19 protein-coding genes and 1 pseudogene are annotated in these 19,325 nt (G+C 72.0%); 9 read left to right on the forward strand and 11 right to left on the reverse strand.

Annotated features, from left to right (window positions below; all coding sequences use genetic code 11):
- Positions 1-61: 61 nt before the first annotated feature.
- The 5 genes from afsQ1 (at position 62) to ACIRGB_RS02460 (ending at position 3,943) form a co-directional block, all read left to right on the forward strand.
- A complete protein-coding gene (gene afsQ1, locus ACIRGB_RS02440) occupies positions 62-739 on the forward strand; it encodes a two-component system response regulator AfsQ1 (protein ID WP_003974066.1) in 678 nt (225 codons plus the stop codon).
- A complete protein-coding gene (gene afsQ2, locus ACIRGB_RS02445) occupies positions 736-2,346 on the forward strand; it encodes a two-component system sensor histidine kinase AfsQ2 (RefSeq protein WP_403857872.1) in 1,611 nt (536 codons plus the stop codon). The genes afsQ1 and afsQ2 overlap by 4 nt, the downstream gene beginning before the upstream one ends.
- Positions 2,346-2,957, forward strand: a complete 612-nt coding sequence (locus tag ACIRGB_RS02450; protein WP_403857874.1) for a hypothetical protein — start codon at positions 2,346-2,348, stop codon at positions 2,955-2,957. Before afsQ2 ends, ACIRGB_RS02450 begins: the two co-directional genes overlap by 1 nt.
- A 135-nt stretch (positions 2,958-3,092) precedes the next feature.
- The gene (locus ACIRGB_RS02455) at positions 3,093-3,644 is read left to right on the forward strand and encodes a VanZ family protein (protein ID WP_403857875.1); all 552 of its coding nucleotides are present in this window, start codon (positions 3,093-3,095) and stop codon (positions 3,642-3,644) included.
- 95 nt (positions 3,645-3,739) lie between these two features.
- Positions 3,740-3,943 carry a PspC domain-containing protein gene (locus ACIRGB_RS02460; RefSeq protein ID WP_030145644.1) on the forward strand — a complete coding sequence of 68 codons (204 nt, stop codon included), beginning with the start codon at positions 3,740-3,742 and terminating at the stop codon, positions 3,941-3,943.
- Between the two features lie 82 nt (positions 3,944-4,025).
- Here the strand turns inward: ACIRGB_RS02460 and ACIRGB_RS02465 are convergent, their stop codons facing one another.
- A complete protein-coding gene (locus tag ACIRGB_RS02465) occupies positions 4,026-4,394 on the reverse strand; it encodes an ATP-binding protein (protein ID WP_403857877.1) in 369 nt (122 codons plus the stop codon).
- Between the two features lie 140 nt (positions 4,395-4,534).
- Positions 4,535-5,725: an adenosine deaminase gene (locus ACIRGB_RS02470; protein ID WP_403857879.1), complete on the reverse strand. Its 1,191-nt coding sequence runs from the start codon at positions 5,723-5,725 to the stop codon at positions 4,535-4,537.
- 135 nt (positions 5,726-5,860) lie between these two features.
- Between ACIRGB_RS02470 and ACIRGB_RS02475 the strand changes: the two are divergent.
- Positions 5,861-6,619: pseudogene (locus ACIRGB_RS02475) on the forward strand (alpha/beta hydrolase); the annotation flags it as partial.
- A gap of 56 nt (positions 6,620-6,675) precedes the next feature.
- On the opposite strand, the gene ACIRGB_RS02480 reads toward ACIRGB_RS02475, so the two are convergent.
- Positions 6,676-7,629, reverse strand: coding sequence for a LysR family transcriptional regulator (locus tag ACIRGB_RS02480; protein ID WP_403857881.1), 954 nt, complete (start codon positions 7,627-7,629; stop codon positions 6,676-6,678).
- A 63-nt stretch (positions 7,630-7,692) separates the two neighbouring features.
- On the opposite strand from ACIRGB_RS02480, the gene ACIRGB_RS02485 reads away from it, so the two are divergent.
- Together ACIRGB_RS02485 and ACIRGB_RS02490 are read left to right on the forward strand one after the other, a co-directional pair.
- Positions 7,693-8,994, forward strand: a complete 1,302-nt coding sequence (locus ACIRGB_RS02485; RefSeq protein ID WP_403857883.1) for an MFS transporter — start codon at positions 7,693-7,695, stop codon at positions 8,992-8,994.
- A 127-nt stretch (positions 8,995-9,121) separates the two neighbouring features.
- Entirely contained in the window at positions 9,122-10,126 is a 1,005-nt protein-coding gene (locus ACIRGB_RS02490) for a sigma-70 family RNA polymerase sigma factor (protein ID WP_403857885.1), read from the forward strand.
- On the opposite strand, the gene ACIRGB_RS02495 is transcribed toward ACIRGB_RS02490, so the two are convergent.
- Positions 10,019-10,405, reverse strand: coding sequence for an STAS domain-containing protein (locus ACIRGB_RS02495; protein ID WP_104634009.1), 387 nt, complete (start codon positions 10,403-10,405; stop codon positions 10,019-10,021). The genes ACIRGB_RS02490 and ACIRGB_RS02495 overlap by 108 nt on opposite strands.
- A 131-nt stretch (positions 10,406-10,536) precedes the next feature.
- On the opposite strand from ACIRGB_RS02495, the gene ACIRGB_RS02500 reads away from it, so the two are divergent.
- On the forward strand, positions 10,537-11,457 hold the full coding sequence (locus ACIRGB_RS02500; protein WP_403857887.1) for an AEC family transporter: 921 nt from the start codon (positions 10,537-10,539) through the stop codon (positions 11,455-11,457).
- Between the two features lies 1 nt (position 11,458).
- On the opposite strand, the gene ACIRGB_RS02505 is transcribed toward ACIRGB_RS02500, so the two are convergent.
- From ACIRGB_RS02505 to ACIRGB_RS02535, 7 genes are all read right to left on the reverse strand, one after another.
- Positions 11,459-12,049, reverse strand: coding sequence for a Uma2 family endonuclease (locus tag ACIRGB_RS02505; RefSeq protein ID WP_403857889.1), 591 nt, complete (start codon positions 12,047-12,049; stop codon positions 11,459-11,461).
- A gap of 98 nt (positions 12,050-12,147) precedes the next feature.
- Positions 12,148-13,425, reverse strand: coding sequence for a thymidine phosphorylase (locus ACIRGB_RS02510; protein WP_403858189.1), 1,278 nt, complete (start codon positions 13,423-13,425; stop codon positions 12,148-12,150).
- 30 nt (positions 13,426-13,455) lie between these two features.
- The gene (locus ACIRGB_RS02515) at positions 13,456-13,848 is read right to left on the reverse strand and encodes a cytidine deaminase (RefSeq protein ID WP_403857891.1); all 393 of its coding nucleotides are present in this window, start codon (positions 13,846-13,848) and stop codon (positions 13,456-13,458) included.
- Positions 13,845-15,119: an ABC transporter permease gene (locus ACIRGB_RS02520; RefSeq protein ID WP_403857893.1), complete on the reverse strand. Its 1,275-nt coding sequence runs from the start codon at positions 15,117-15,119 to the stop codon at positions 13,845-13,847. The genes ACIRGB_RS02515 and ACIRGB_RS02520 overlap by 4 nt, the downstream gene beginning before the upstream one ends.
- Positions 15,116-16,240: an ABC transporter permease gene (locus ACIRGB_RS02525; RefSeq protein WP_104634004.1), complete on the reverse strand. Its 1,125-nt coding sequence runs from the start codon at positions 16,238-16,240 to the stop codon at positions 15,116-15,118. The genes ACIRGB_RS02520 and ACIRGB_RS02525 overlap by 4 nt, the downstream gene beginning before the upstream one ends.
- Complete coding sequence (locus tag ACIRGB_RS02530; protein ID WP_403857895.1) at positions 16,240-17,835, reverse strand: ABC transporter ATP-binding protein; 1,596 nt, start codon at positions 17,833-17,835, stop codon at positions 16,240-16,242. Before ACIRGB_RS02530 ends, ACIRGB_RS02525 begins: the two co-directional genes overlap by 1 nt.
- 238 nt (positions 17,836-18,073) lie before the next feature.
- Entirely contained in the window at positions 18,074-19,120 is a 1,047-nt protein-coding gene (locus ACIRGB_RS02535; protein ID WP_403857897.1) for a BMP family protein, read from the reverse strand.
- Positions 19,121-19,325: the final 205 nt, after the last annotated feature.

Consider the following 19,325-nt stretch of genomic DNA (forward strand, 5'->3'; position numbering starts at 1 on the left):
CTGGGACCCCAACCGCACCCACAGGTCGAACACCCACCCCCTCATGGGCCAGAATGAGCGCGTGCCTTCCCTGTTGCTGATCGAGGACGACGACGCCATCCGTACGGCCCTGGAGCTCTCCCTGACCCGCCAGGGCCACCGGGTGGCCACCGCTGCCAGTGGTGAGGACGGTCTGAAGCTGTTGCGCGAGCAGCGGCCGGACCTGATCGTGCTGGACGTGATGCTGCCCGGCATCGACGGTTTCGAGGTGTGCCGCCGCATCCGGCGCACCGACCAGCTGCCGATCATCCTGCTGACCGCGCGCAACGACGACATCGACGTGGTCGTCGGTCTCGAGTCGGGCGCCGACGACTACGTCGTCAAACCCGTCCAGGGCCGGGTGCTCGACGCCCGGATCCGGGCCGTGCTGCGGCGCGGGGAACGGGAGTCCACCGACTCGGCGAGCTTCGGCAGCCTGGTCATCGACCGTTCCGCGATGACCGTGACGAAGAACGGCGAGGACCTCCAGCTGACGCCGACCGAGCTGCGCCTGCTCCTCGAACTGAGCCGGCGGCCGGGACAGGCGCTGTCCCGGCAGCAGTTGCTGCGGCTGGTGTGGGAGCACGACTACCTCGGTGACTCCCGGCTGGTGGACGCGTGCGTGCAGCGGCTGCGCGCCAAGGTCGAGGACGTGCCGTCGTCCCCGACCCTGATCCGTACCGTGCGCGGTGTCGGTTACCGGCTGGATCCGCCTCAGTGACACGGGAACACCAGGGGGGTGCCCGCGGCCTGGCCGCGGCTCGCAAGGGATTCTGGTCCGGGCTGCGCTTCACCAGCCTGCGCCTGAGGCTGGTCCTCGTCTTCGGCCTGGTGGCGCTCACCGCCGCCGTGTCCGCGTCCGGCATCGCGTACTGGCTGAACCGGGAGGCGGTGCTGACCCGCACCCAGGACGCCGTGCTGCGCGACTTCGAGCAGGAGATGCAGAACCGGGCCGGCGCGCTGCCCGCCCACCCCACGCAGGACGAGTTGCAGCACACCGCCGGTCAGATGGCCAACAGCAGCCAGCGGTTCGGCGTGCTGCTGGTCGCCGAGGACGCCGACGGCACCGCCGTCTACGGCAGTTCGGGCGGTCTGGGCGGCTTCGCGCTGTCCGACGTGCCCGAGTCGCTGCGCACCGCGGTGAACAAGGAGCAGAAGGTCACCTCGGCCAACAAGCACCCGTACCACCTGTACTGGCAGCGGATCACCGACGACGACACCCCGTACCTGGTGGCCGGCACCAGGGTGATCGGCGGCGGGCCGACCGGCTACATGCTCAAGTCGCTGGAGCCGGAGGCCAAGGACCTGAACTCGCTCGCCTGGTCGCTGGGGATCGCCACCGCGCTCGCCCTGCTCGGTTCCGCGCTGCTCGCGCAGGCCCTGGCCACGACCGTGCTGAAGCCCGTGCACCGGCTCGGGGTCGCGGCGCGGCGGCTGGGCGAGGGGAAGCTGGACACCCGGCTGCGGGTGTCCGGCACCGACGAACTGGCCGATCTGTCCCGGACGTTCAACAGCGCCGCCGAGAACCTGGAGAAGCGGGTCGCGGACATGGCCGGCCGCGAGCAGGCCTCCCGGCGGTTCGTCGCGGACATGAGCCATGAGCTGCGTACGCCGCTGACGGCGCTCACCGCGGTGACGGAGGTGCTGGAGGAAGAGCTGGAGTTCGCCGGCGAGGGCGAGGGCGGGAGTTTCGACCCGATGGTCGAGCCCGCCGTACGGCTGGTGGTGAGCGAGACGCGGCGGCTGAACGACCTGGTGGAGAACCTGATGGAGGTCACCCGCTTCGACGCGGGCACCGCCCGCCTGGTCCTGGACGACGTGGACGTCGCCGACCAGATCACCGCCTGCATCGACGCCCGGGCCTGGCTGGACGCCGTCGAGCTGGAGGCCGAGCGCGGCATCCACGCCCGGCTCGACCCGCGCCGCCTGGACGTCATCCTGGCCAACCTGATCGGCAACGCGCTCAAGCACGGCGGGTCGCCGGTGCGGGTGTCCGTGTCGCGGGCGGACGACGAGGTCGTCATCCGGGTGCGGGACAACGGCCCCGGCATCCCCGAGGACGTCCTGCCGCACGTCTTCGACCGCTTCTACAAGGCGAGCGCCTCCCGGCCGCGCTCCGAGGGCAGCGGCCTCGGCCTGTCCATCGCCCTGGAGAACGCGCACATCCACGGCGGCGGGATCACCGCCGAGAACGCCCCTGAGGGCGGTGCGGTGTTCACGCTGCGGCTGCCGCAGGACCCGTCCCCGCCCGCCGACGAGGAGGCCGGGGACCCGGCGGGGGCCGCGGGCGACGGGAGCAAGGGCAAGGACGCGAAGGGACAGGTCTGATGACCGTACGCCGGCTGCCGGCCCTCTCCGGGCTCCTGGTACTGGCCGTGCTGCTGACCGGGTGCGGCATCCGCGCCACCGAGGTGCCCACGGACTACGGTCCCGCGCCCTCGCGGGTGCGCTGCTCGCTCGCCGAGCCGGACGCGTCGACGCGGGCCGCGCCCGGACTGCCCGCGCAGGTGTTCCTGCTGTGCGGTTCGTCGCTGGTGGCCGTGGACCGCACGGTGCGGGTGCCGGACGGCGCCGCGGACTCGGGGCGGCGCGTTCGGGTGGCCCAGGGGCTGCTGGACGAGCTGGCGGCGCAGCCGTCGGCGGCGGAGAAGGAGGCCGGGTACACCTCGGACGTGCGCCGCGACATCACGGTGACGGGGCCGCGTTCGGGCGACCCCGAGGACACGCTGCGGCTGAGCACCGCTCCCGACGACCTCACCTCGTACGCCCTCGCGCAGGTCGTGTGCACCTTCTCCGACTCGGCCGCGGCCGAGGGCGCCGGCTCGGTGATCCTGGCCGGGCCCGCCGACCGCACCGTCCGCCGCTACTCCTGCACGGAGGAGGTCCGGGCCCGCCCCGGCAGCAACGAACCGCCGGCCGACGAGGTCAAGGGCGACTGACGGACGGCCCCGGCGCGGCGTGCCGGGGCACGAGGGGGCGCCGCGCGGAGGCCCCGCAGGGCCATGTGGCGCAAGCCTCACCCTTGCGGGCGGGAGCCCGGAACCGCGCACGGCGGGGGGCGCGTCTAGGGGGACGTGCAGCGTCTTGGGTTCCCCGGCGGCAGCGCCGCGCTCCGCATCCGTGCGACAGGAAGTGTTCTCCTGGTCGCGCATCTCGCGTTCGTCGCCTGGTTCGCGCTGCGGCCGCTGGACGTCCCCTGGGTGCTGCCGCCGAACGTGCGGCCCTTCGCCGGGATCCGCGCCGACCTGGCGCTGGGCGGGCCCGCGGCGGCCCGTTCGCTGGGCGGGGCGCTGATCCTGCTGGCGCCACTCGGCGTCCTGCTGCCGATGGCCGGCGGGCGGCTGCACGTCTCGCCGCTGGCGTCCCTGCTGCGCACCACGGCCGCGGCCGCCCTGCTGTCGGTGGGCATCGAGCTGTTGCAGACCGGGGTGCCCGGTCAGGCCGTCGACATCGACTCGGTGCTGCTGAACACGGTGGGCGTGGCCCTGGCGCACCTCGCCGTGGTCCCGGCGGGCCGGTCCCGGCTCCGCCGCTGGTACCGGCAGGCCGGACGCGGGGGTGTTCCCCGGGAGGAGCCCGCTCAGGGTCGGACCCCGACGATTCCCAGGGTCGGTATCGCCCCGTAGAGCGACGCTTTGTGCCGTTCGTCTCCGTAGCGTGGAGGGCAGATGAAGGGGAAGCCGAAAGGCGGCCCCACCCACACGCTCACGAAGGAGCCGCGATGTCCCGCCTCGCCCGCCCCACCCACGGCCGCATGATCGGCGGAGTGTGCGCCGCGCTGGCCCGGCGCTTCGGCACCTCCAACGGCACGATGCGGGTGATCTTCCTGGTCTCCTGCCTGCTGCCCGGCCCGCAGTTCCTGCTCTACCTGGCCCTGTGGATCCTGCTCCCGTCCGAGGAGAAGGCCGCCCGCACGGCCTGGTGAGGCACGTCCCCCCTCTGGTACGCCGACGGGGCGCACCCGGCGAGACCGGGTGCGCCCCGTCGGCGCGTGGGCGGGAGGCGGGTCAGCCGCCCAGCGGGAGGCCGTTGACCGGCAGGCCCTGGGTGGGCAGCCCCTTCAGCGGCACCCCGCCGAGCAGCTTGGCGACCGGCTCGGTCGGCCCCTCGGCGAGCTGCTCGGCGACCACCTGCTCGACGACCGGCTGCGCGGCGGTCAGACCGGTGTGGGAGACCTTGCGGCCCTGCTCCAGCACGTTGCCCGCGCCGGGCGCCACCTGGGAGACGGTCTCCGCGGGGAGGGTGCGGGCGACGGAGTCCACCGTCTGCGCGGTGTCGGGCAGCTGGGGGGCCGCGGTGGCCGCACCCGCGCCGGCGGCGGCGAAGGCGGCACCGAGGGCGGCGACACCGAGGGTCTTGGCAGCAGACTGCTTCATGGAAATGCGTCCTCGTGATGGGGTGACGGGGATGTGAGCGGTGCTCGACCGTAAACACGCTTCGCCCCCTGCGGCAAACATCGAAATGCGGACGGTTGGTGAAAGCCCGCCCGCGTTTCCGTATTACCGTCACCCCGCACTCAGCCCTCGGATGCCGAAGAACCGCTGGTCGAAGCCGTCTGCTGGAACAGCCATTCGGACTTCAGTTCCGCATATCCGGGCTTGATGACGTCATTGATCATGGCCAGTCGTTCATCGAAAGGAATGAACGCTGATTTCATCGCATTGACGGAGAACCACTGCATGTCGTCGAGCGTGTAACCGAATGCCTCGACCAGGTGCTCGAATTCCCGGCTCATGCTGGTGTGGGACATCAGCCGGTTGTCGGTGTTGACGGTGGCCCGGAAGTGCAGGCGGCGCAGCAGCCCGATGGGGTGCTCGGCGTAGGAGTCGGCGGCGCCGGTCTGGAGGTTGGAGCTGGGGCACAGCTCCAGCGGGATCCGCTTGTCCCGGACGTAGGAGGCGAGCCGTCCGAGCTTGACCGAGCCGTCCTCGTGGACCTGGATGTCGTCGATGATGCGCACCCCGTGCCCGAGCCGGTCGGCGCCGCACCACTGAAGGGCCTGCCAGATGGACGGCAGCCCGAAGGCTTCCCCGGCGTGGATCGTGAAGTGGTTGTTCTCCCGCTTCAGGTACTCGAAGGCGTCCAGGTGCCGGGTGGGCGGGTAGCCGGCCTCGGCGCCGGCGATGTCGAAGCCGACGACGCCGAGATCGCGGTAGCGGTTGGCGAGTTCGGCGATCTCCAGGGAGCGGGCGGCGTGCCGCATGGCGGTGAGCAGGGCGCCGACCCGGATGCGGTGGCCGTTCTCCCGGGCGCGCCGCTCGCCCTCCCGGAAGCCCTCGTTGACGGCCTCGACGACCTCTTCGAGGGTCAGCCCCTTCTCCAGGTGCTGCTCGGGCGCGTACCGCACCTCGGCGTAGACGACGCCGTCCTCGGCGAGGTCCTCGGCGCACTCGGCGGCGACCCGGACCAGGGCGTCGCGGGTCTGCATGACGCCGACGGTGTGGGAGAAGGTCTCCAGGTACCGCTCCAGGGACCCGGAGTCGGCGGCCTGCCGGAACCAGGTGCCGAGCAGGTCGGCGTCGGTTTCGGGGAGATCTCGGTAGCCGGTCTCGCGGGCGAGTTCGACGACCGTGCCGGGGCGCAGCCCGCCGTCGAGGTGGTCGTGCAGCAGGACCTTCGGCGCCCGGCGGATCCGGTCCGGCGACGGTGTCTTCGAGACCGTCGCGGTGTTCGCCGCGGCGCTCTTCTCGGTGCTTTGGCTCGTCATTTCCGCACTCTAACTCCTACGCGCGTAGAACGCCGGGCGAATGCCGGGACCCGGCGCGGTGTACGGACTCCCCGATATGTAACGGTGACTGCGCGGACGGGTTCCGTACACCCGGACTTCTGAGAATCTTTTGCCATGGCACAGCAAGCGACGCCGGTCCGTCGGGCCCGGCTGGGGCGGACGCTCGGTCCGGAGGGGACGGCGGTGAGCGGTGTGGTGCTGCTGCTCCCCGGGGGCGACGAGGTGTCCGACCGCAGGCCCTCCGCGCTGCTCGCGGCCGCGTCCGTACGCGCGTTGGGGCGCAGGCTGGCGCGCGCGGGCCGGGAGGAGGGGCTGGCCGCGCATGTCGTGCACTACCGCTACCGCGGCTGGAACGGCGCCGAGGCGCACCTCGCGCGGGACGCCGAATGGGCCGCCGACGAGGCCGTACGGCGCTACGGCGACGTGCCCGTCTGCCTGGTCGGCCTCGGCATGGGCGGACGGGCGGCGCTGCGGGCGGCCGGGCACGAGGCCGTCAACTCGGCGCTGGCGATCGCCCCGTGGCTGCCGGAGGACGACGTGGCCGCGCCACCCGAACCGGTGAAGCAGCTCGCCAACCGCCAGGTGCTGATCGTGCACGGCACCAACGACGGGCACAGCGACCCGGAGTTGTCCTTCCGGCTCGCCTCCCGGGCGAAGAAGGCGAACCGCGCCGTGTGCCGGTTCGAGGTGCACTCCGACGGCCACGGGCTGCGCCAGTACCGGGACGAAGTGGCAGCGCTGGCCGAGGACTTCGTGATGGGCGTGCTGTTCGGGCAGTCCTTCTCGCGTCCGGTGGAGGACGCGCTGGCCGCTCCCCCGCCGCTGGGGCTGCGGATGCCGCTGGCGGCGGGGTTCGGGAAGTCGTTGCGGCGATATCGGGCGTCGCCGCTCACCGGTAGGCGTACTCCGGCCGCGCGGCGGGCGGCGGATCAGGAGGGCAGCAGGCTGCCGCGCCGTGACAGCAGGAACTTCTTGAACGCCGCCACCGGTGGGGTGTCCGTGCGGCCCGCCAGCCAGGCCACGCCGATCTCGCGGGCGGCGCGCGGGGCGGTGACCGTCAGTTCGACCACGCCGGGGCGGGGCACGGCGGGCGGCGGCAGCAGGGCGACGCCGAGTCCGGCCGCGACCAGGCCGCGCAGTGTCTCCGCCTCCTCCCCCTCGAAGGCCACCTTGGGCCGGAAACCGGCCTCCTTGCACAGCGCGTCGGTGATGCGCCGCAGGCCGTAACCGGGCTCCAGGGTCACGAAGTTCTCCTCGGCCGCCTCGGCGAGGCGGATCCTCCTGCGGGCGGCCAGGGCGTGGTCGGCCGGGACGACCAGGCGCAGCTTCTGCTCGTCCAGGCGGCGGGCGACCAGGTCGGGCGCGTCGGGCACCGGGGAGGTCAGGCACAGGTCCAGCTCCCCGGCGCGCAGCCGCTCCAGCATGGCCTCGCCGTAGTTCTGCACGAGGCTGAAGCGGACCCGGGGGTGGTCGGCGCGGAAGGCGTGCAGCAGGCCGGGGACGGTCTCGGCGCCCATGGTGTGCAGGAAACCGAAGGCGACCTTGCCGGTGGCCGGGTCGGCGTCGGCGCGGACCTCGTCGGCGGCGCGCTCGACCTCGGCCAGGGCGCGCTCGACGGAGCCGAGGAAGGTGCGCCCGGCGACGGTCAGCGCGAGGGTACGGCCGCGGCGCACGAACAGGTCGACGCCCAGATCCTCCTCCAGGCGGACGAGGGCGCGGGAGAGGGTCGACTGGGGGACGTTCATCTCCTGGGCGGCCCGGGTGACGTGCTCGGTGCGGGCCACGCCGGCGAAGTGCGCGAGGCGGGGCGCGAGCAGCGCGACGATGTCTTCTGTGTCACCGGACGGTGACAGGCGGGGCCGTGAGCTTTGCTGATGCACCATGGGAACGATTATGGCCATTCCATGCATTGGACGGATGAGTCAGGGGCTTCGTACGTTCGTGGCATGACTCCCGCCGATACCGGGGCGTCCACGGTCGTGGACGCCGCATCCGCCGCCTCCGCGGTCCCCGACGCCTCCGACTCACGCATGACGCCGGGCGGCCCCGGTTACCGCCGGATGAGTCTCGCCCTCTTCCTCGCGGGCGTCGCGACCTTCGCGCTCCTGTACTCCACCCAGGCCCTGCTGCCGCTGATCTCGGGCGACTTCGGCGTCACGGCGAGCGACGCGAGCTGGACGGTGGCCGCCGCGACCGGTGGCCTCGCGGTGTTCGTGCTGCCGATGAGCGCCCTGTCGGAGCGGTTCGGACGGCGTACGGTCATGACGGCGTCGCTGGCGGTCGCGGTGACCGTCGGGCTGCTGGTGCCCTTCGCCCCGTCACTGCCGGCGCTGGTCGCGCTGCGGGCGGTGCAGGGCGCGGCGCTCGCCGGGCTGCCGGCCTCGGCGACGGCGTACCTCGCGGAGGAGGTGCGGCCGCGGGCGCTGGTCACCGCGATCGGCCTGTTCGTGGCGGGCAACAGCGTCGGCGGCATGAGCGGCCGGGTCATCACCGGCTGGGTCGCCCAGGAATGGGGCTGGCGGGTGGCCGTCGGGGTCATCGGCCTCGTCGCGGTGGCGTGCGCGGTGGCCTTCCGGCTGCTGCTCCCGGCGCCCCGGCACTTCACGCCGGGCTCGCTGCGCCCCCGGGTCCTGGTCCGCACGGTCCGCGACCACCTCGCCGACCCGCTGCTGCGCCGCCTGTATGCGATCGGCGCGCTGTTCATGACGGTGTTCGGCGGCGTCTACACGGTGATCGGCTACCGCCTGGCCGAGGCGCCCTTCTCCCTCCCGCAGGGCCTGATCGGCTCGATCTTCCTGGTCTACCTGGTCGGTACGGTCTCGGCCTCGACGGCCGGCCGTCTGGTGGGCCGCCTCGGCCGCCGCGGGGCGCTCTACCTGGGCGCGGGGACGACGGCGGCGGGCCTGCTGCTGTCCCTGGCGCCGTCGCTGCCGCTGGTCCTGCTGGGCCTCGTCCTGATCACGGCGGGCTTCTTCGCCGGGCACGCGGTGGCCTCCTCGGCGGTCGGCAAGACCGCCCAGCACGGCCGCGCCCAGGCCTCGGCGCTCTACCAGTCCGCCTACTACGTGGGCTCCAGCGCGGGCAGCACGGTCGGCGCCGTGGCCTTCCACTCCGGCGGCTGGGCCGGGACGGTCGCGGTGGGGGTCCTCGCGGTGCTGGGCGTCGTGGCGATCACGGTCTCCGGATCGCTGGCCGCCCGCCGCCGGTCCGGCAGCACCCCGCTGAAGACGCCGAGCCTGTCCCGCTGAGGATTCCTCCCCCTCCCCGGCCTGCGCTTTCATTGACTGCACAGGCCATTGTCAGTCCCCTGCGGTAGCTTCCGAAGTGCGAGGCGCGAAGACGCGCACGACGGGACGCCACAGGGGTGGGTGGACGATGACCAACGGCACCGTGACGACGGAGCTGGACTCCGCGCTGGAGAAGCACCGGCCCGAGCTGACGGGGTACTGCTACCGGATGCTCGGTTCCTCCTTCGAGGCCGAGGACGCCGTGCAGGACACGCTGGTCCGCGCCTGGCGGAGCTACGACAAGTTCGAGGGCCGCTCCAGCCTGCGCTCGTGGCTGTACCGGATCGCGACCAACGTCTGCCTGGACATGCTGACCGCGGGCAACAAGCGGGCGCGTCCGATGGACCTGACGGAGGCGACGCCGCTCGCCCAGGCCGCCCTGTCCCCCCGCCCCGACCACACCTGGCTGGAGCCGATGCCGGACGCCCGTGTGCTGCCGCAGACCGCGGACCCGGCCGAGGCCGCGGTCGCCAAGGAGTCCGTGCGGCTCGCCTTCATGGCCGCCCTCCAGCAGCTGCCGCCCAAGCAGCGGGCGGTGCTGATCCTGCGCGAGGTGCTGGCGTGGCGGGCGAGCGAGGTCGCCGAGCTGCTCGGCACGTCGGTCGCCTCGGTCAACAGCGCCCTCCAGCGCGCCCGCGCGACGCTCGCCGAGCGGGAGGACCGGGGGGCCGACGCGGCGGTGTCGGACCCGCTGGACGAGGAGCAGCAGAAGCTCCTGGAGCGCTATGTCGCGGCCTTCGAGGGCTACGACATGACGGCGCTGACGGCGCTGCTGCACGAGGACGCGGTGATGACGATGCCGCCGTTCGACCTGTGGCTGGCCGGTCCGTCGGACATCACCGGCTTCATGGCGACGCTCGGCGCCGCGTGCGCCGGTTCCCGGCTGCTGCCGGTCCAGGCCAACGGGCTGCCGGCCTTCGCGCACTACAAGCCGGACCCGGAGGCGGGTGGCTTCGCGCCGTGGGCGGTCCAGGTACTGGAGATCTCAGACGGCCGCATCACCGGGTTCCACTGCTTCCTCGACACCAAGCGGTGGTTCCCGCTGTTCGACCTGCCGCTCCGTCTCGAAGCGGAGGCCGACGAGGTCCAGTAGGGCGTGCAGGGCCGGATCGGGGTCGCGCAGCCGTATCCGGCCCCCGGCCCGCCGGGCGGTGAGTTCCAGCCGGGCCAGCAGGTCGACGACGGCGAGCCCCGGCGGTCCGAGACCGCCGACGTCGCAGACGACCACCCCGGCCCGGGTGGTTTCCAGCAGCGCGCGCACCTCGTCGCAGAACCGGGGCGTCTCCCCTCGAGAGACGGGCCCCGGCAGCACGAGTACGGCGGGTGTCACGGCGTCCACGTGCGGTAGACCCGGCCGGCCGGCGGAACTCATCGGTGCCGGCCCCGTCGTGGATCACATTGACCTGCGCGTGCCCTCCGACAGAGGGTTCGCTGTATGCCCCACATACCCCCTCCCGCCTCCGCGTCGCCCGGTGTCCGCGTCCGTGTCCGGGAGGGGGCGACGTGCAGGGGGTGCTGACCGGGTTCGCGGTCATCGCGGTGGTGATCGGGGTGGGCTATGTGCTCGGCCTGCGCGGCCACCTGGGCCCGCAGGGCCGCGAGGTGCTGACCAAGCTCGCCTTCCACGTGGCCTCCCCCGCCCTGCTGTTCACCACGCTGGCGACGGCCGACCTGTCGGTGGTCTTCTCCGCCCGGCTCCTGGTGACGGCCCTGTCCACGGTGGCGGTGGCCGGTGCGTTCGTCGCGGTGGGCGTCGTACGCGGCTGGGGTGTGGGCCGTACGACGATCGGCGCGCTCTGCTCCGGCTACGTCAACTCCGGCAACCTCGGCATCCCGATCGCCGTGTACGTACTGGGCGACGCCTCGCTGGTGGCGCCGGTGCTGCTGTTCCAGCTGGTGCTGGTGACGCCGGTCGCGGTGACGATCCTGGACCTGTCGCGCGGGGGCGCCGAGGGCACGCTGGGGCGACGGCTGCTGACGCCGCTGCGCAATCCGATCGCGCTGGGTTCGCTCGCCGGGGTCGCGGTCGCCGCGAGCGGCCTTCGGGTCCCGGACGCGGTGCTGGACCCGGTGACGCTGATCGGCAACATGTCGGTCCCGGCGGTGCTGCTGGCCTTCGGCATCGGCCTGTGCGGCTCCACGATGCCGCTGCGGGGCGTGGAACGGCGGCCGGTCCTGCTCGCCGTCGCGCTGAAGGCGGTGGGGCAGCCCGCGGTGGCCTGGGCGCTGGCGTCGGGGGTCTTCGGTCTGCGGGGCGCCCAACTGCTCGACGTGGTGGTGACGTCGGCGCTGCCCGCCGCGCAGAACCTGTACACGTACGCGTCGACCTACGGGGTGGGCGAGCGCTTGGCGCGCGACGCGATCCTGGTGTCGACGGTGGTTTCGGTGCCGGTGCTGGTGGGGGTGGCGGCGGTGTTGGGGTGAGTCACCGGGCCGGCGACCAGGCGATCTCCAGGGTGCAGCCGAAGGGCTCCGGCAACGTGACCGCGGTACCGACGCTCCCGCTGTGCAGCACGTGGTAGGTCCCGTCCTCGGGTTCACCGTAGAGGGTGACCGTCGGGCCGCCCGGGGCCAGGCCGTCGACGAGGAGGTACAGCGGGACGCCTGCTTCCGCGTAGCCCGCGCGTTTGTGGGTCCGGTCGTTGGCCGCCGTGGCCCTGGAGGTGACCTCCCCGACCAGTTCGGCCCTGGCGGCGGGGATGAGCTGTTCGTCCCCGGCACGCAGCGCCGCACTCGCCACCACGGCGAGGTCCGGTGCGTAGAGGCCGAGTCTGGCCGGTACGGCCAGAGGCAGCCACTGGTAGATGCCCCACTCGTCCGGGATCACGTCGTAGAGGCGTCGCTGTACGTGTCCGGCGGCGAGGTTGTGCGCGACGGAGGGAAGCGGCGCGACCGTGATCAGCCCTTCGACGATCTCCACCTTGCAGCCTTTGGGTGCCTCCGTCCGGCGCCAGACCCAGACGACTTCGTCCCAGGCGTTGTCGGCCAGGAGGTAGTCGCCCTCGAATTCCCGCATGCGGGCAGTCAACATGCCGAACGGGACCGGCACAGGTCCACCGGTCCCGTTCACCCGAATGGGCTGTGACATCAGCGGCCTCCGGCCGCGGGCGCAGGTCAGGCGATACGTTCCCGCACCACCGGGGAGGCGGTGAAGGCCGTGCCGGCCGGGGACACGTCGTAGGAGCCCTCCACCGCCGCGAGCGCGTACTCGAAGCGGTCCGGGGTGTCCGTGTGGAGGGTGAGGAGGGGCTGGCCCGCGGTGACCGTGTCGCCGGGCTTGGCGTGGAGTTCCACGCCGGCGGCGGCCTGCACCGGGTCCTCCTTGCGGGCGCGGCCCGCGCCCAGGCGCCAGGCGGCGACGCCGATGTCGTAGGCGTCGAGGCGGGTCAGGACGCCCGAGGAGGCGGCCTTCACCACGTGCTGTTCCTTCGACGTGGGCAGCTCCGCGTCCGGGTCGCCGCCCTGGGCCGCGATCATGCGGCGCCAGACGTCCATCGCGGAGCCGTCGGCCAGGGCCTTCGCCGGGTCGGCGTCCTTCAGGCCCGCCGCGTCGAGCATCTCGCGGGCCAGGGCGAGGGTCAGCTCGACCACGTCGGCGGGGCCGCCGCCGGCCAGCACCTCGACCGACTCGCGGACCTCCAGGGCGTTGCCCGCGGTGCGGCCGAGGGGGGTGGCCATGTCGGTGAGCAGCGCGACCGTCTTCACGCCGTGGTCGGTGCCGAGGCCGACCATCGTGGACGCCAGCTCCCGCGCGTCCTCGATGGTCTTCATGAAGGCGCCGGAGCCCACCTTCACGTCCAGGACCAGCGAGCCGGTGCCCTCCGCGATCTTCTTCGACATGATGGAGGAGGCGATCAGCGGGATCGCCTCGACCGTGCCGGTGACGTCGCGCAGCGCGTACAGCTTCTTGTCGGCGGGCGCCAGGCCGTCGCCCGCCGCGCAGATCACCGCGCCGGTGGTGTCCAGGACGTCCAGCATCTCCTCGTTGGAGAGCAGGGCGCGCCAGCCGGGGATCGACTCCAGCTTGTCCAGCGTGCCGCCGGTGTGGCCGAGGCCGCGGCCGGAGAGCTGCGGGACGGCCGCGCCGCACGCCGCCACCAGGGGCGCGAGCGGCAGGGTGATCTTGTCGCCGACGCCGCCGGTGGAGTGCTTGTCGGCGGTCGGGCGGGACAGGGACGAGAAGTCCATGCGCTCGCCCGAGGCGATCATCGCGGCCGTCCAGCGGGCGATCTCGCCGCGGTTCATGCCGTTGAGCAGGATCGCCATCGCGAGCGAGGACATCTGCTCGTCGGCCACCTCGCCGCGCGTGTAGGCGTCGATGACCCAGTCGATCTGCTCGTCGCTGAGTTCGCCGCGGTCCCGCTTGGTGCGGATGACGGAGATGACGTCCATGGCCATGTCTGGCTGTCCTAACGCGAGTTACTACTTGGTGAGGTGGTCGGGGCCGAAGGCCTGCGGGAGCATCCGGGACAGCGGGAGAACGCCCTCCGGGGTCTCCAGGAGCAGCTCCGGGCCGCCGAACTCGTACAGCAGCTGCCGGCAGCGGCCGCAGGGGACGAGGACCTCGCCCGCGCCGTCGACGCAGACGAAGTGCGTCAGCCGCCCCCCGCCGGTCACCTGGAGCTGGGAGACCAGACCGCACTCGGCGCACAGGCCGATGCCGTAGCTGGCGTTCTCCACGTTGCAGCCGGTGACGGTGCGGCCGTCGTCGACCAGGGCGGCGGCGCCCACGGCGTACCCGGAGTAGGGGGCGTACGCCCGGGACATGGCGTCCCGGGCCGCCGTGCGCAGGTCCTCCCAGTCGGCCCCGGTCACTTGCCCTGGCCCTTGCGGTACTGCATGCCGTCGGCCTTGGGCATCCGCAGCCGTTGCGCGGACAGGGCGAGGACGACGAGGGTGACGACGTACGGCGTGGCGGAGACGACCTGGTTGGGGACCTCGTTGGTGCCGGCGTACCAGGCGAAGACCAGGGCACCGACGACGAAGGTGATCGCGGCCTTGACGTACTTCTTGCGGATCGCCAGCCAGATCGCGCCGGCGACCAGCAGCAGCGCGCCGAGCAGCAGCAGGGCGTGCACGTTGGCGGAGCCGCCGCGCAGGTTGAGGCTGTCGGTGTAGCCGAAGAGACCGGCGCCGATGGCGAGGCCGCCCGGCATCCAGTTGCCGAAGATCATCGCGGCGAGGCCGATGTAGCCGCGGCCGCTGGTCTGGCCCTCCAGGTAGAAGGGGTTGGCCACGATGGAGAGGAACACGCCGCCGAGACCGGCCAGTCCGCCGGAGATGATCACGGCGAGGTACTTGTACTTGTAGACGTTGACGCCGAGGGACTCGGCGGCGATCGGGTTCTCGCCGCAGGAGCGCAGCCGCAGGCCGAACGGGGTGCGCCACAGGATCCACCAGGTGGCGGGGACCAGGGCGACCGCGAGCAGGGTGAGCCAGGAGACGTTCGTGACCAGGCCGCCCAGCAGGCCCGCGATGTCCGAGACGAAGAACCAGTGCCGGTCGTTGAGGCTTTCCAGCCAGCCGGACAGGCCCGGGATCGAGAAGTGGCCGAGGGAGTCGACCGGCGGGGACTGCTTGGCCGAGCCGCCCTGGTGGCCCTCGAAGGCGAGCGGGGCCAGATAGCGGGTGGCGCCGAGGGCGAGGATGTTGATGGCCACACCGGAGACGATGTGGTTGACGTTGAAGGTGATGGTCACGATGGCGTGCAGCAGGCCGCCGAGGCAGCCACCGACGATGCCGACGAGGACGCCGGTCCACGGGCCCCACTGGAAGCCGGCCCAGGCACCGAACCAGGTGCCGAGGATCATCATGCCCTCGAGGCCGATGTTGACGACGCCCGCGCGCTCGGCCCACAGGCCGCCGAGACCGGCGAGGCCGATCGGCACGGCGAGCTGGAGCGCGGTGGACATCTGGCTGACGTTGGTGATGCCGTTGGCGCCGGTGATCAGGCGGACGATCGAGGTCAGCGCCAGGGCACCGGCGATGACCAGGAGCAGCACGGGCCACGACATGCGGCGGCCGGTCGGTGGTGCGTGCTCCAGCGACGGCTGGTTGACATCGGTCGCTGTGGTCGGAGCGGTCATCGGCCGGCCACCTCCTTCTTCGAGTTGTCGGTGGCGCCGAGGACGTGACCGGCGGCCAGCTCCGCGCCGACCCGGCGCTGCTGGCGGCGCAGGCCCCACTCGCGGACGGCCTCGTAGGAGACGACGACCGAGAGGACGATCAGGCCCTGCATGATGACCGCGATCTCCTTGTCGTACCCGTGGAAGTCCAGCTCGGGGCTGGCCTTGTCGAGCCAGGCCCACAGCAGGGCGGCGAAGGCGATGCCGACCGGGCTGTTGCGGCCGAGCAGGGCGATGCCGATGCCGAGGAAGCCGATGCCGGTGGGGAAGTTGAGGCTGTAGGTGTGGGTGTCGCCGAGCAGGATCGGCAGGCCCGCGAGACCGGCGAGGCCGCCGGAGATGAGCATCGCGGTGAGCACCATGCGCTTGGGGTCGACACCGCTGGCCGCGGCGGCGGACTCGGAGGCGCCGGAGGCGCGCAGGTCGAAGCCGAAGCGGGTGCGGTTGAGGACCAGCCAGTAGCCGATGCCGAGCAGGACGGCGAGGATGACCAGGCCGTAGATCTCACCGGCCGCGCCCATGTCGATGCCGGGGATCCAGCCCGACTCGTGCATCTCGCCGGTGGTGTTGTTGTTGCCGATCTTGACGCCGAAGACATCGGGCAGCCACAGGTAGCCGATGACGGCGGTGGCGATGGAGTTGAGCATGATCGTCGCGACGACCTCGCTGACCCCCCGGGTGATCTTCAGGACACCGGCGATGCCGGACCAGAAGGCGCCGGTGAGGACGGCGGTCAGGAGCAGCAGCGGCACCTGGAGGCCGGCCGGCAGGCTGGCGTGGGCGCCGACGATCGCGGCCATCATGGCGGCGAGCTGGTACTGGCCGTCGACGCCGATGTTGAACAGGTTCATCCGGAAGCCGATGGCCACCGCCAGGGCCGCGATGTAGTACATCGACGCCTGGTTGATGATCAGGACCTGGATGTCGGAGAATCCGGCCTGCTCGAACATGAGGGCGAACGGTTCGACCGGGTTCTTGCCCGAGGCGATCAGGACGATCGCGCTGAGCACGAAGGCCACGGCGAGCGCGATGACCGGTCCGGCCACCGCGAGGAGCACGCGCTCCTTGTCGAACTTCTTCATCAGCGGGCCTCGTCTTCCGGAGACTCGGGGGACGCGGCGGACTGCGGGGAGCCGGCCGCGTCGGCCCGGGTCTCGGGGCTCTCTTCGTCTTCCAGGTGTCCGGAGGCGGCGCCGGTCATCGCCGAGCCGAGCGCCTCGGGGGTGATGCCGGCCGGGTCGGCGTCCGCGACCAGCCTGCCGTCGTAGATCACGCGCAGGGTGTCGGACAGGCCGATCAGCTCGTCCAGGTCGGCGGAGATCAGCAGCACGGCCAGGCCCTCGCGGCGGGCCTCGCGGATGTGGTCCCAGATCGCGGCCTGCGCTCCGACGTCCACGCCACGGGTGGGGTGGGCGGCGATGAGGAAGCGCGGCTTGTGGCTCATCTCGCGGCCGACGATCAGCTTCTGCTGGTTGCCGCCGGAGAGCGAGGCGGCGGTGACGTCGATGCCGGGGGTGCGGACGTCGTACGTCTCGACGATGCGGCGGGTGTCCTGCTGGGCGCTCGTGAGGTCCAGCCAGACGCCCTTGCTGTTGGGCTTCTCGGTGACGTGGCCGAGGATGCGGTTCTCCCAGAGGGGGGCCTCCAGGAGCAGCCCGTGGCGGTGGCGGTCCTCGGGGATGTAGCCGACGCCCCGCTCGCGGCGCTTGCGGGTGGGCAGCGCGGTGATGTCCTCGTCGAGGAACCGGATGCTGCCGGAGTCGGCCTGGCGCAGGCCGATGAGCGCGTCGACCAGCTCGGTCTGGCCGTTGCCCTCGACACCGGCGATGCCCAGCACCTCACCGGCGTGGATGGTGAAGGAGATGTCGTCCAGCAGGGCCTTGCCGCCGGGGGCCGCCAGGCGCAGCGCGTCGACGGTGAGGACCGCGCGGTCGGTGACCGTGGACTCCGCGGTCTCCGGCGTGGGCAGTTCGCTGCCGACCATCAGCTCGGCGAGCTGGCGGGGCGTGGTCTCGGCGGGGACGGCCGTGCCGACCGTGGTGCCGCGGCGGATGACGGTGATCTCGTCGGCGACCGAGAGGACCTCGCCCAGCTTGTGGGAGATGAAGATGACGGACAGTCCCTCGGCCTTCAGCTCGCGCAGGTTGTCGAAGAGGGCGTCCACCTCCTGCGGCACCAGGACGGCCGTGGGCTCGTCGAGGATCAGCGTGCGGGCGCCGCGGTAGAGGACCTTGAGGATCTCCACCCGCTGGCGGGCGGCGACGCCCAGCTCCTCGACGAGGACGTCGGGGCGCACGCCGAGGCCGTACCGCTCGGAGATCTCCTTGATCTTGCGGCGGGCCCTGGCTCCGATGCCGTACAGCTTCTCGCTGCCGAGGACCACGTTCTCCAGGACCGTGAGGTTGTCGGCGAGCATGAAGTGCTGGTGGACCATGCCGATGCCGCGCACGATGGCGTCGGCGGGCGAGGAGAAGGTCACCTTCTCGCCGTCGACCGCGATGGTGCCCTCGTCCGGCTTCTGCATGCCGTAGAGGATCTTCATCAGCGTCGACTTGCCGGCGCCGTTCTCGCCGACGAGGGCGTGGACGGTGCCCTTGCGGACGGTGAGGTGGATGTCGTGGTTGGCCACGACTCCGGGGAAACGCTTGGTGATCCCGGCGAGTTCGACGGCGGTCACCGGTTCGTTGACCGCCGCTCCGGCCGGAGGGCTGCTGGACGCGTTGATGGCGCACTCTCCTGGGGACGGGGGCCGTCTACGCGCGTAGCGCCCCTACGGCATCTCAAAGCGGCGGCGGCACATCGACGCGACGGGGTACGGGGAGGGCGACGCGAGGACGCTCTCCCCGTACCCCGCCGTGCGGCCGGGCCGGCGCGGTTGCACGCTGTTCGAGGTGGTGCTGGTGCTGCTCAGCCGTTCAGCTGCTCTTGACCTTGATCTCGCCGCTGATGATCTTCTCCTTGGCCGACGTGATGGCTGCCTGGAGCTCGGCGTCGTCCGCGAACTTCGGGTTGGAGTCCGAGAGACCGACCTCGCCGGACTTCAGGTCGCCCCGAACGATACCGGTCTCCGGCTTGCCGTCCTCGACCGACTTCGCAAGGTGGTAGACCGCCTTGGCGACGTCCTTGGTGGCCGACGTGAGGATGGAGTCCTTGTACTTCGCGAGGGCTTCCTGCTTGTACTGGTCGGAGTCGACGCCGATCGCCCAGACCTTGTTGGCGGCGGCGGCCTCGATCACGCCCTGACCGGAGAGACCGGCCGCCGCGTACACGACGTCCGCCTTCTTCTCGATCTGGCCCTCGGCGGCGGTCTTGCCCTTGTCGGGGCTGGAGAAGCCGCCCTCCTCCGCGGTCTGCGTGAGGTACTGCGAGACGACCTTGACCTTCGGGTCGGTGTCCTTGACGCCCTGCTCGTAGCCGGCCTGGAACTTGTGGATCAGCGGGACGTCCACACCGCCCACGAAGCCGACCGTGTGGGTCTTGGTGCTCTTGGCGGCGGCGACACCGGCGAGGTAGGACGCCTCCTGCTCGTTGAAGACCAGGTCCGCGACGTTCTTCGCCTCGATCGTGGCGTCGTCGACGATGCCGAAGGTGGTGTCCGGGTACTTCTCCGCGACGTTCTTCATGGCGGAGGCGTAGGCGTAGCCGATGCCGACGACCGGGTTGTACCCCTGCTTCGCCAGCGAGGACAGCCGCTGCTCCTTGTCGGCGTCGGTCTCGCCGTCGGTGGGCTCGACGTCGGCCGTCTCGTAGCCGAACTCCTTCTTGGCCTGCGCCAGACCGGCGTACGCGGCGTCGTTGAAGGACTGGTCGCCCTTGCCGCCGACGTCGTACGCGATGGCGAGGCCCTTGTCCCCCTTGGACTCCGAACCGGAGTCGGTCGAGGTACCACCGCAGGCGGCGAGGGCGAGGGCCAGGGAGGCGGTCGCTGCGCCTGCGACCGTGATCCGGGAAATCCGGCGCATGTCTGGTGCTCCTGTCGTACAAGCGCCGGGGACGGTTCGGCTGCGGCGCTGGCTTCGCCGCAGATTAACGCGCGTAGACCTGCCTGAAAACCCCTTCTGTCCACCTTGTTATGCGCCCGTGAGCAAGGTGACGCGTATGGGGGTACGGGGCTCGCCGGACGCAGACGGAGGGTGGCGGAGGGTGACGCCCGGCGCGGGGGCCGCG

Origin of the sequence: Streptomyces sp. NPDC102490 (assembly GCF_044765285.1) — a bacterium.
Classification (GTDB): Bacteria; Actinomycetota; Actinomycetes; order Streptomycetales; family Streptomycetaceae; genus Streptomyces.

What these genes read in the sequence shown, in the direction of transcription:
- ACIRGB_RS02470 (WP_403857879.1), bottom strand. Translation starts at nt 5,725, where the DNA reads ATGACGAGCCAAAGCACCGAGAAGAGCGCCGCGGCGAACACCGCGACG.
- ACIRGB_RS02450 (WP_403857874.1), top strand. Translation starts at nt 2,346, where the DNA reads ATGACCGTACGCCGGCTGCCGGCCCTCTCCGGGCTCCTGGTACTGGCC.
- ACIRGB_RS02465 (WP_403857877.1), bottom strand. Translation starts at nt 4,394, where the DNA reads ATGAAGCAGTCTGCTGCCAAGACCCTCGGTGTCGCCGCCCTCGGTGCC.
- ACIRGB_RS02510 (WP_403858189.1), bottom strand. Translation starts at nt 13,425, where the DNA reads ATGGACGTCATCTCCGTCATCCGCACCAAGCGGGACCGCGGCGAACTC.
- ACIRGB_RS02480 (WP_403857881.1), bottom strand. Translation starts at nt 7,629, where the DNA reads ATGGTGCATCAGCAAAGCTCACGGCCCCGCCTGTCACCGTCCGGTGAC.
- ACIRGB_RS02460 (WP_030145644.1), top strand. Translation starts at nt 3,740, where the DNA reads ATGTCCCGCCTCGCCCGCCCCACCCACGGCCGCATGATCGGCGGAGTG.
- ACIRGB_RS02495 (WP_104634009.1), bottom strand. Translation starts at nt 10,405, where the DNA reads ATGAGTTCCGCCGGCCGGCCGGGTCTACCGCACGTGGACGCCGTGACA.
- ACIRGB_RS02505 (WP_403857889.1), bottom strand. Translation starts at nt 12,049, where the DNA reads ATGCGGGAATTCGAGGGCGACTACCTCCTGGCCGACAACGCCTGGGAC.
- ACIRGB_RS02525 (WP_104634004.1), bottom strand. Translation starts at nt 16,240, where the DNA reads ATGAAGAAGTTCGACAAGGAGCGCGTGCTCCTCGCGGTGGCCGGACCG.
- ACIRGB_RS02535 (WP_403857897.1), bottom strand. Translation starts at nt 19,120, where the DNA reads ATGCGCCGGATTTCCCGGATCACGGTCGCAGGCGCAGCGACCGCCTCC.
- ACIRGB_RS02490 (WP_403857885.1), top strand. Translation starts at nt 9,122, where the DNA reads ATGACCAACGGCACCGTGACGACGGAGCTGGACTCCGCGCTGGAGAAG.
- ACIRGB_RS02485 (WP_403857883.1), top strand. Translation starts at nt 7,693, where the DNA reads ATGACTCCCGCCGATACCGGGGCGTCCACGGTCGTGGACGCCGCATCC.
- ACIRGB_RS02520 (WP_403857893.1), bottom strand. Translation starts at nt 15,119, where the DNA reads ATGACCGCTCCGACCACAGCGACCGATGTCAACCAGCCGTCGCTGGAG.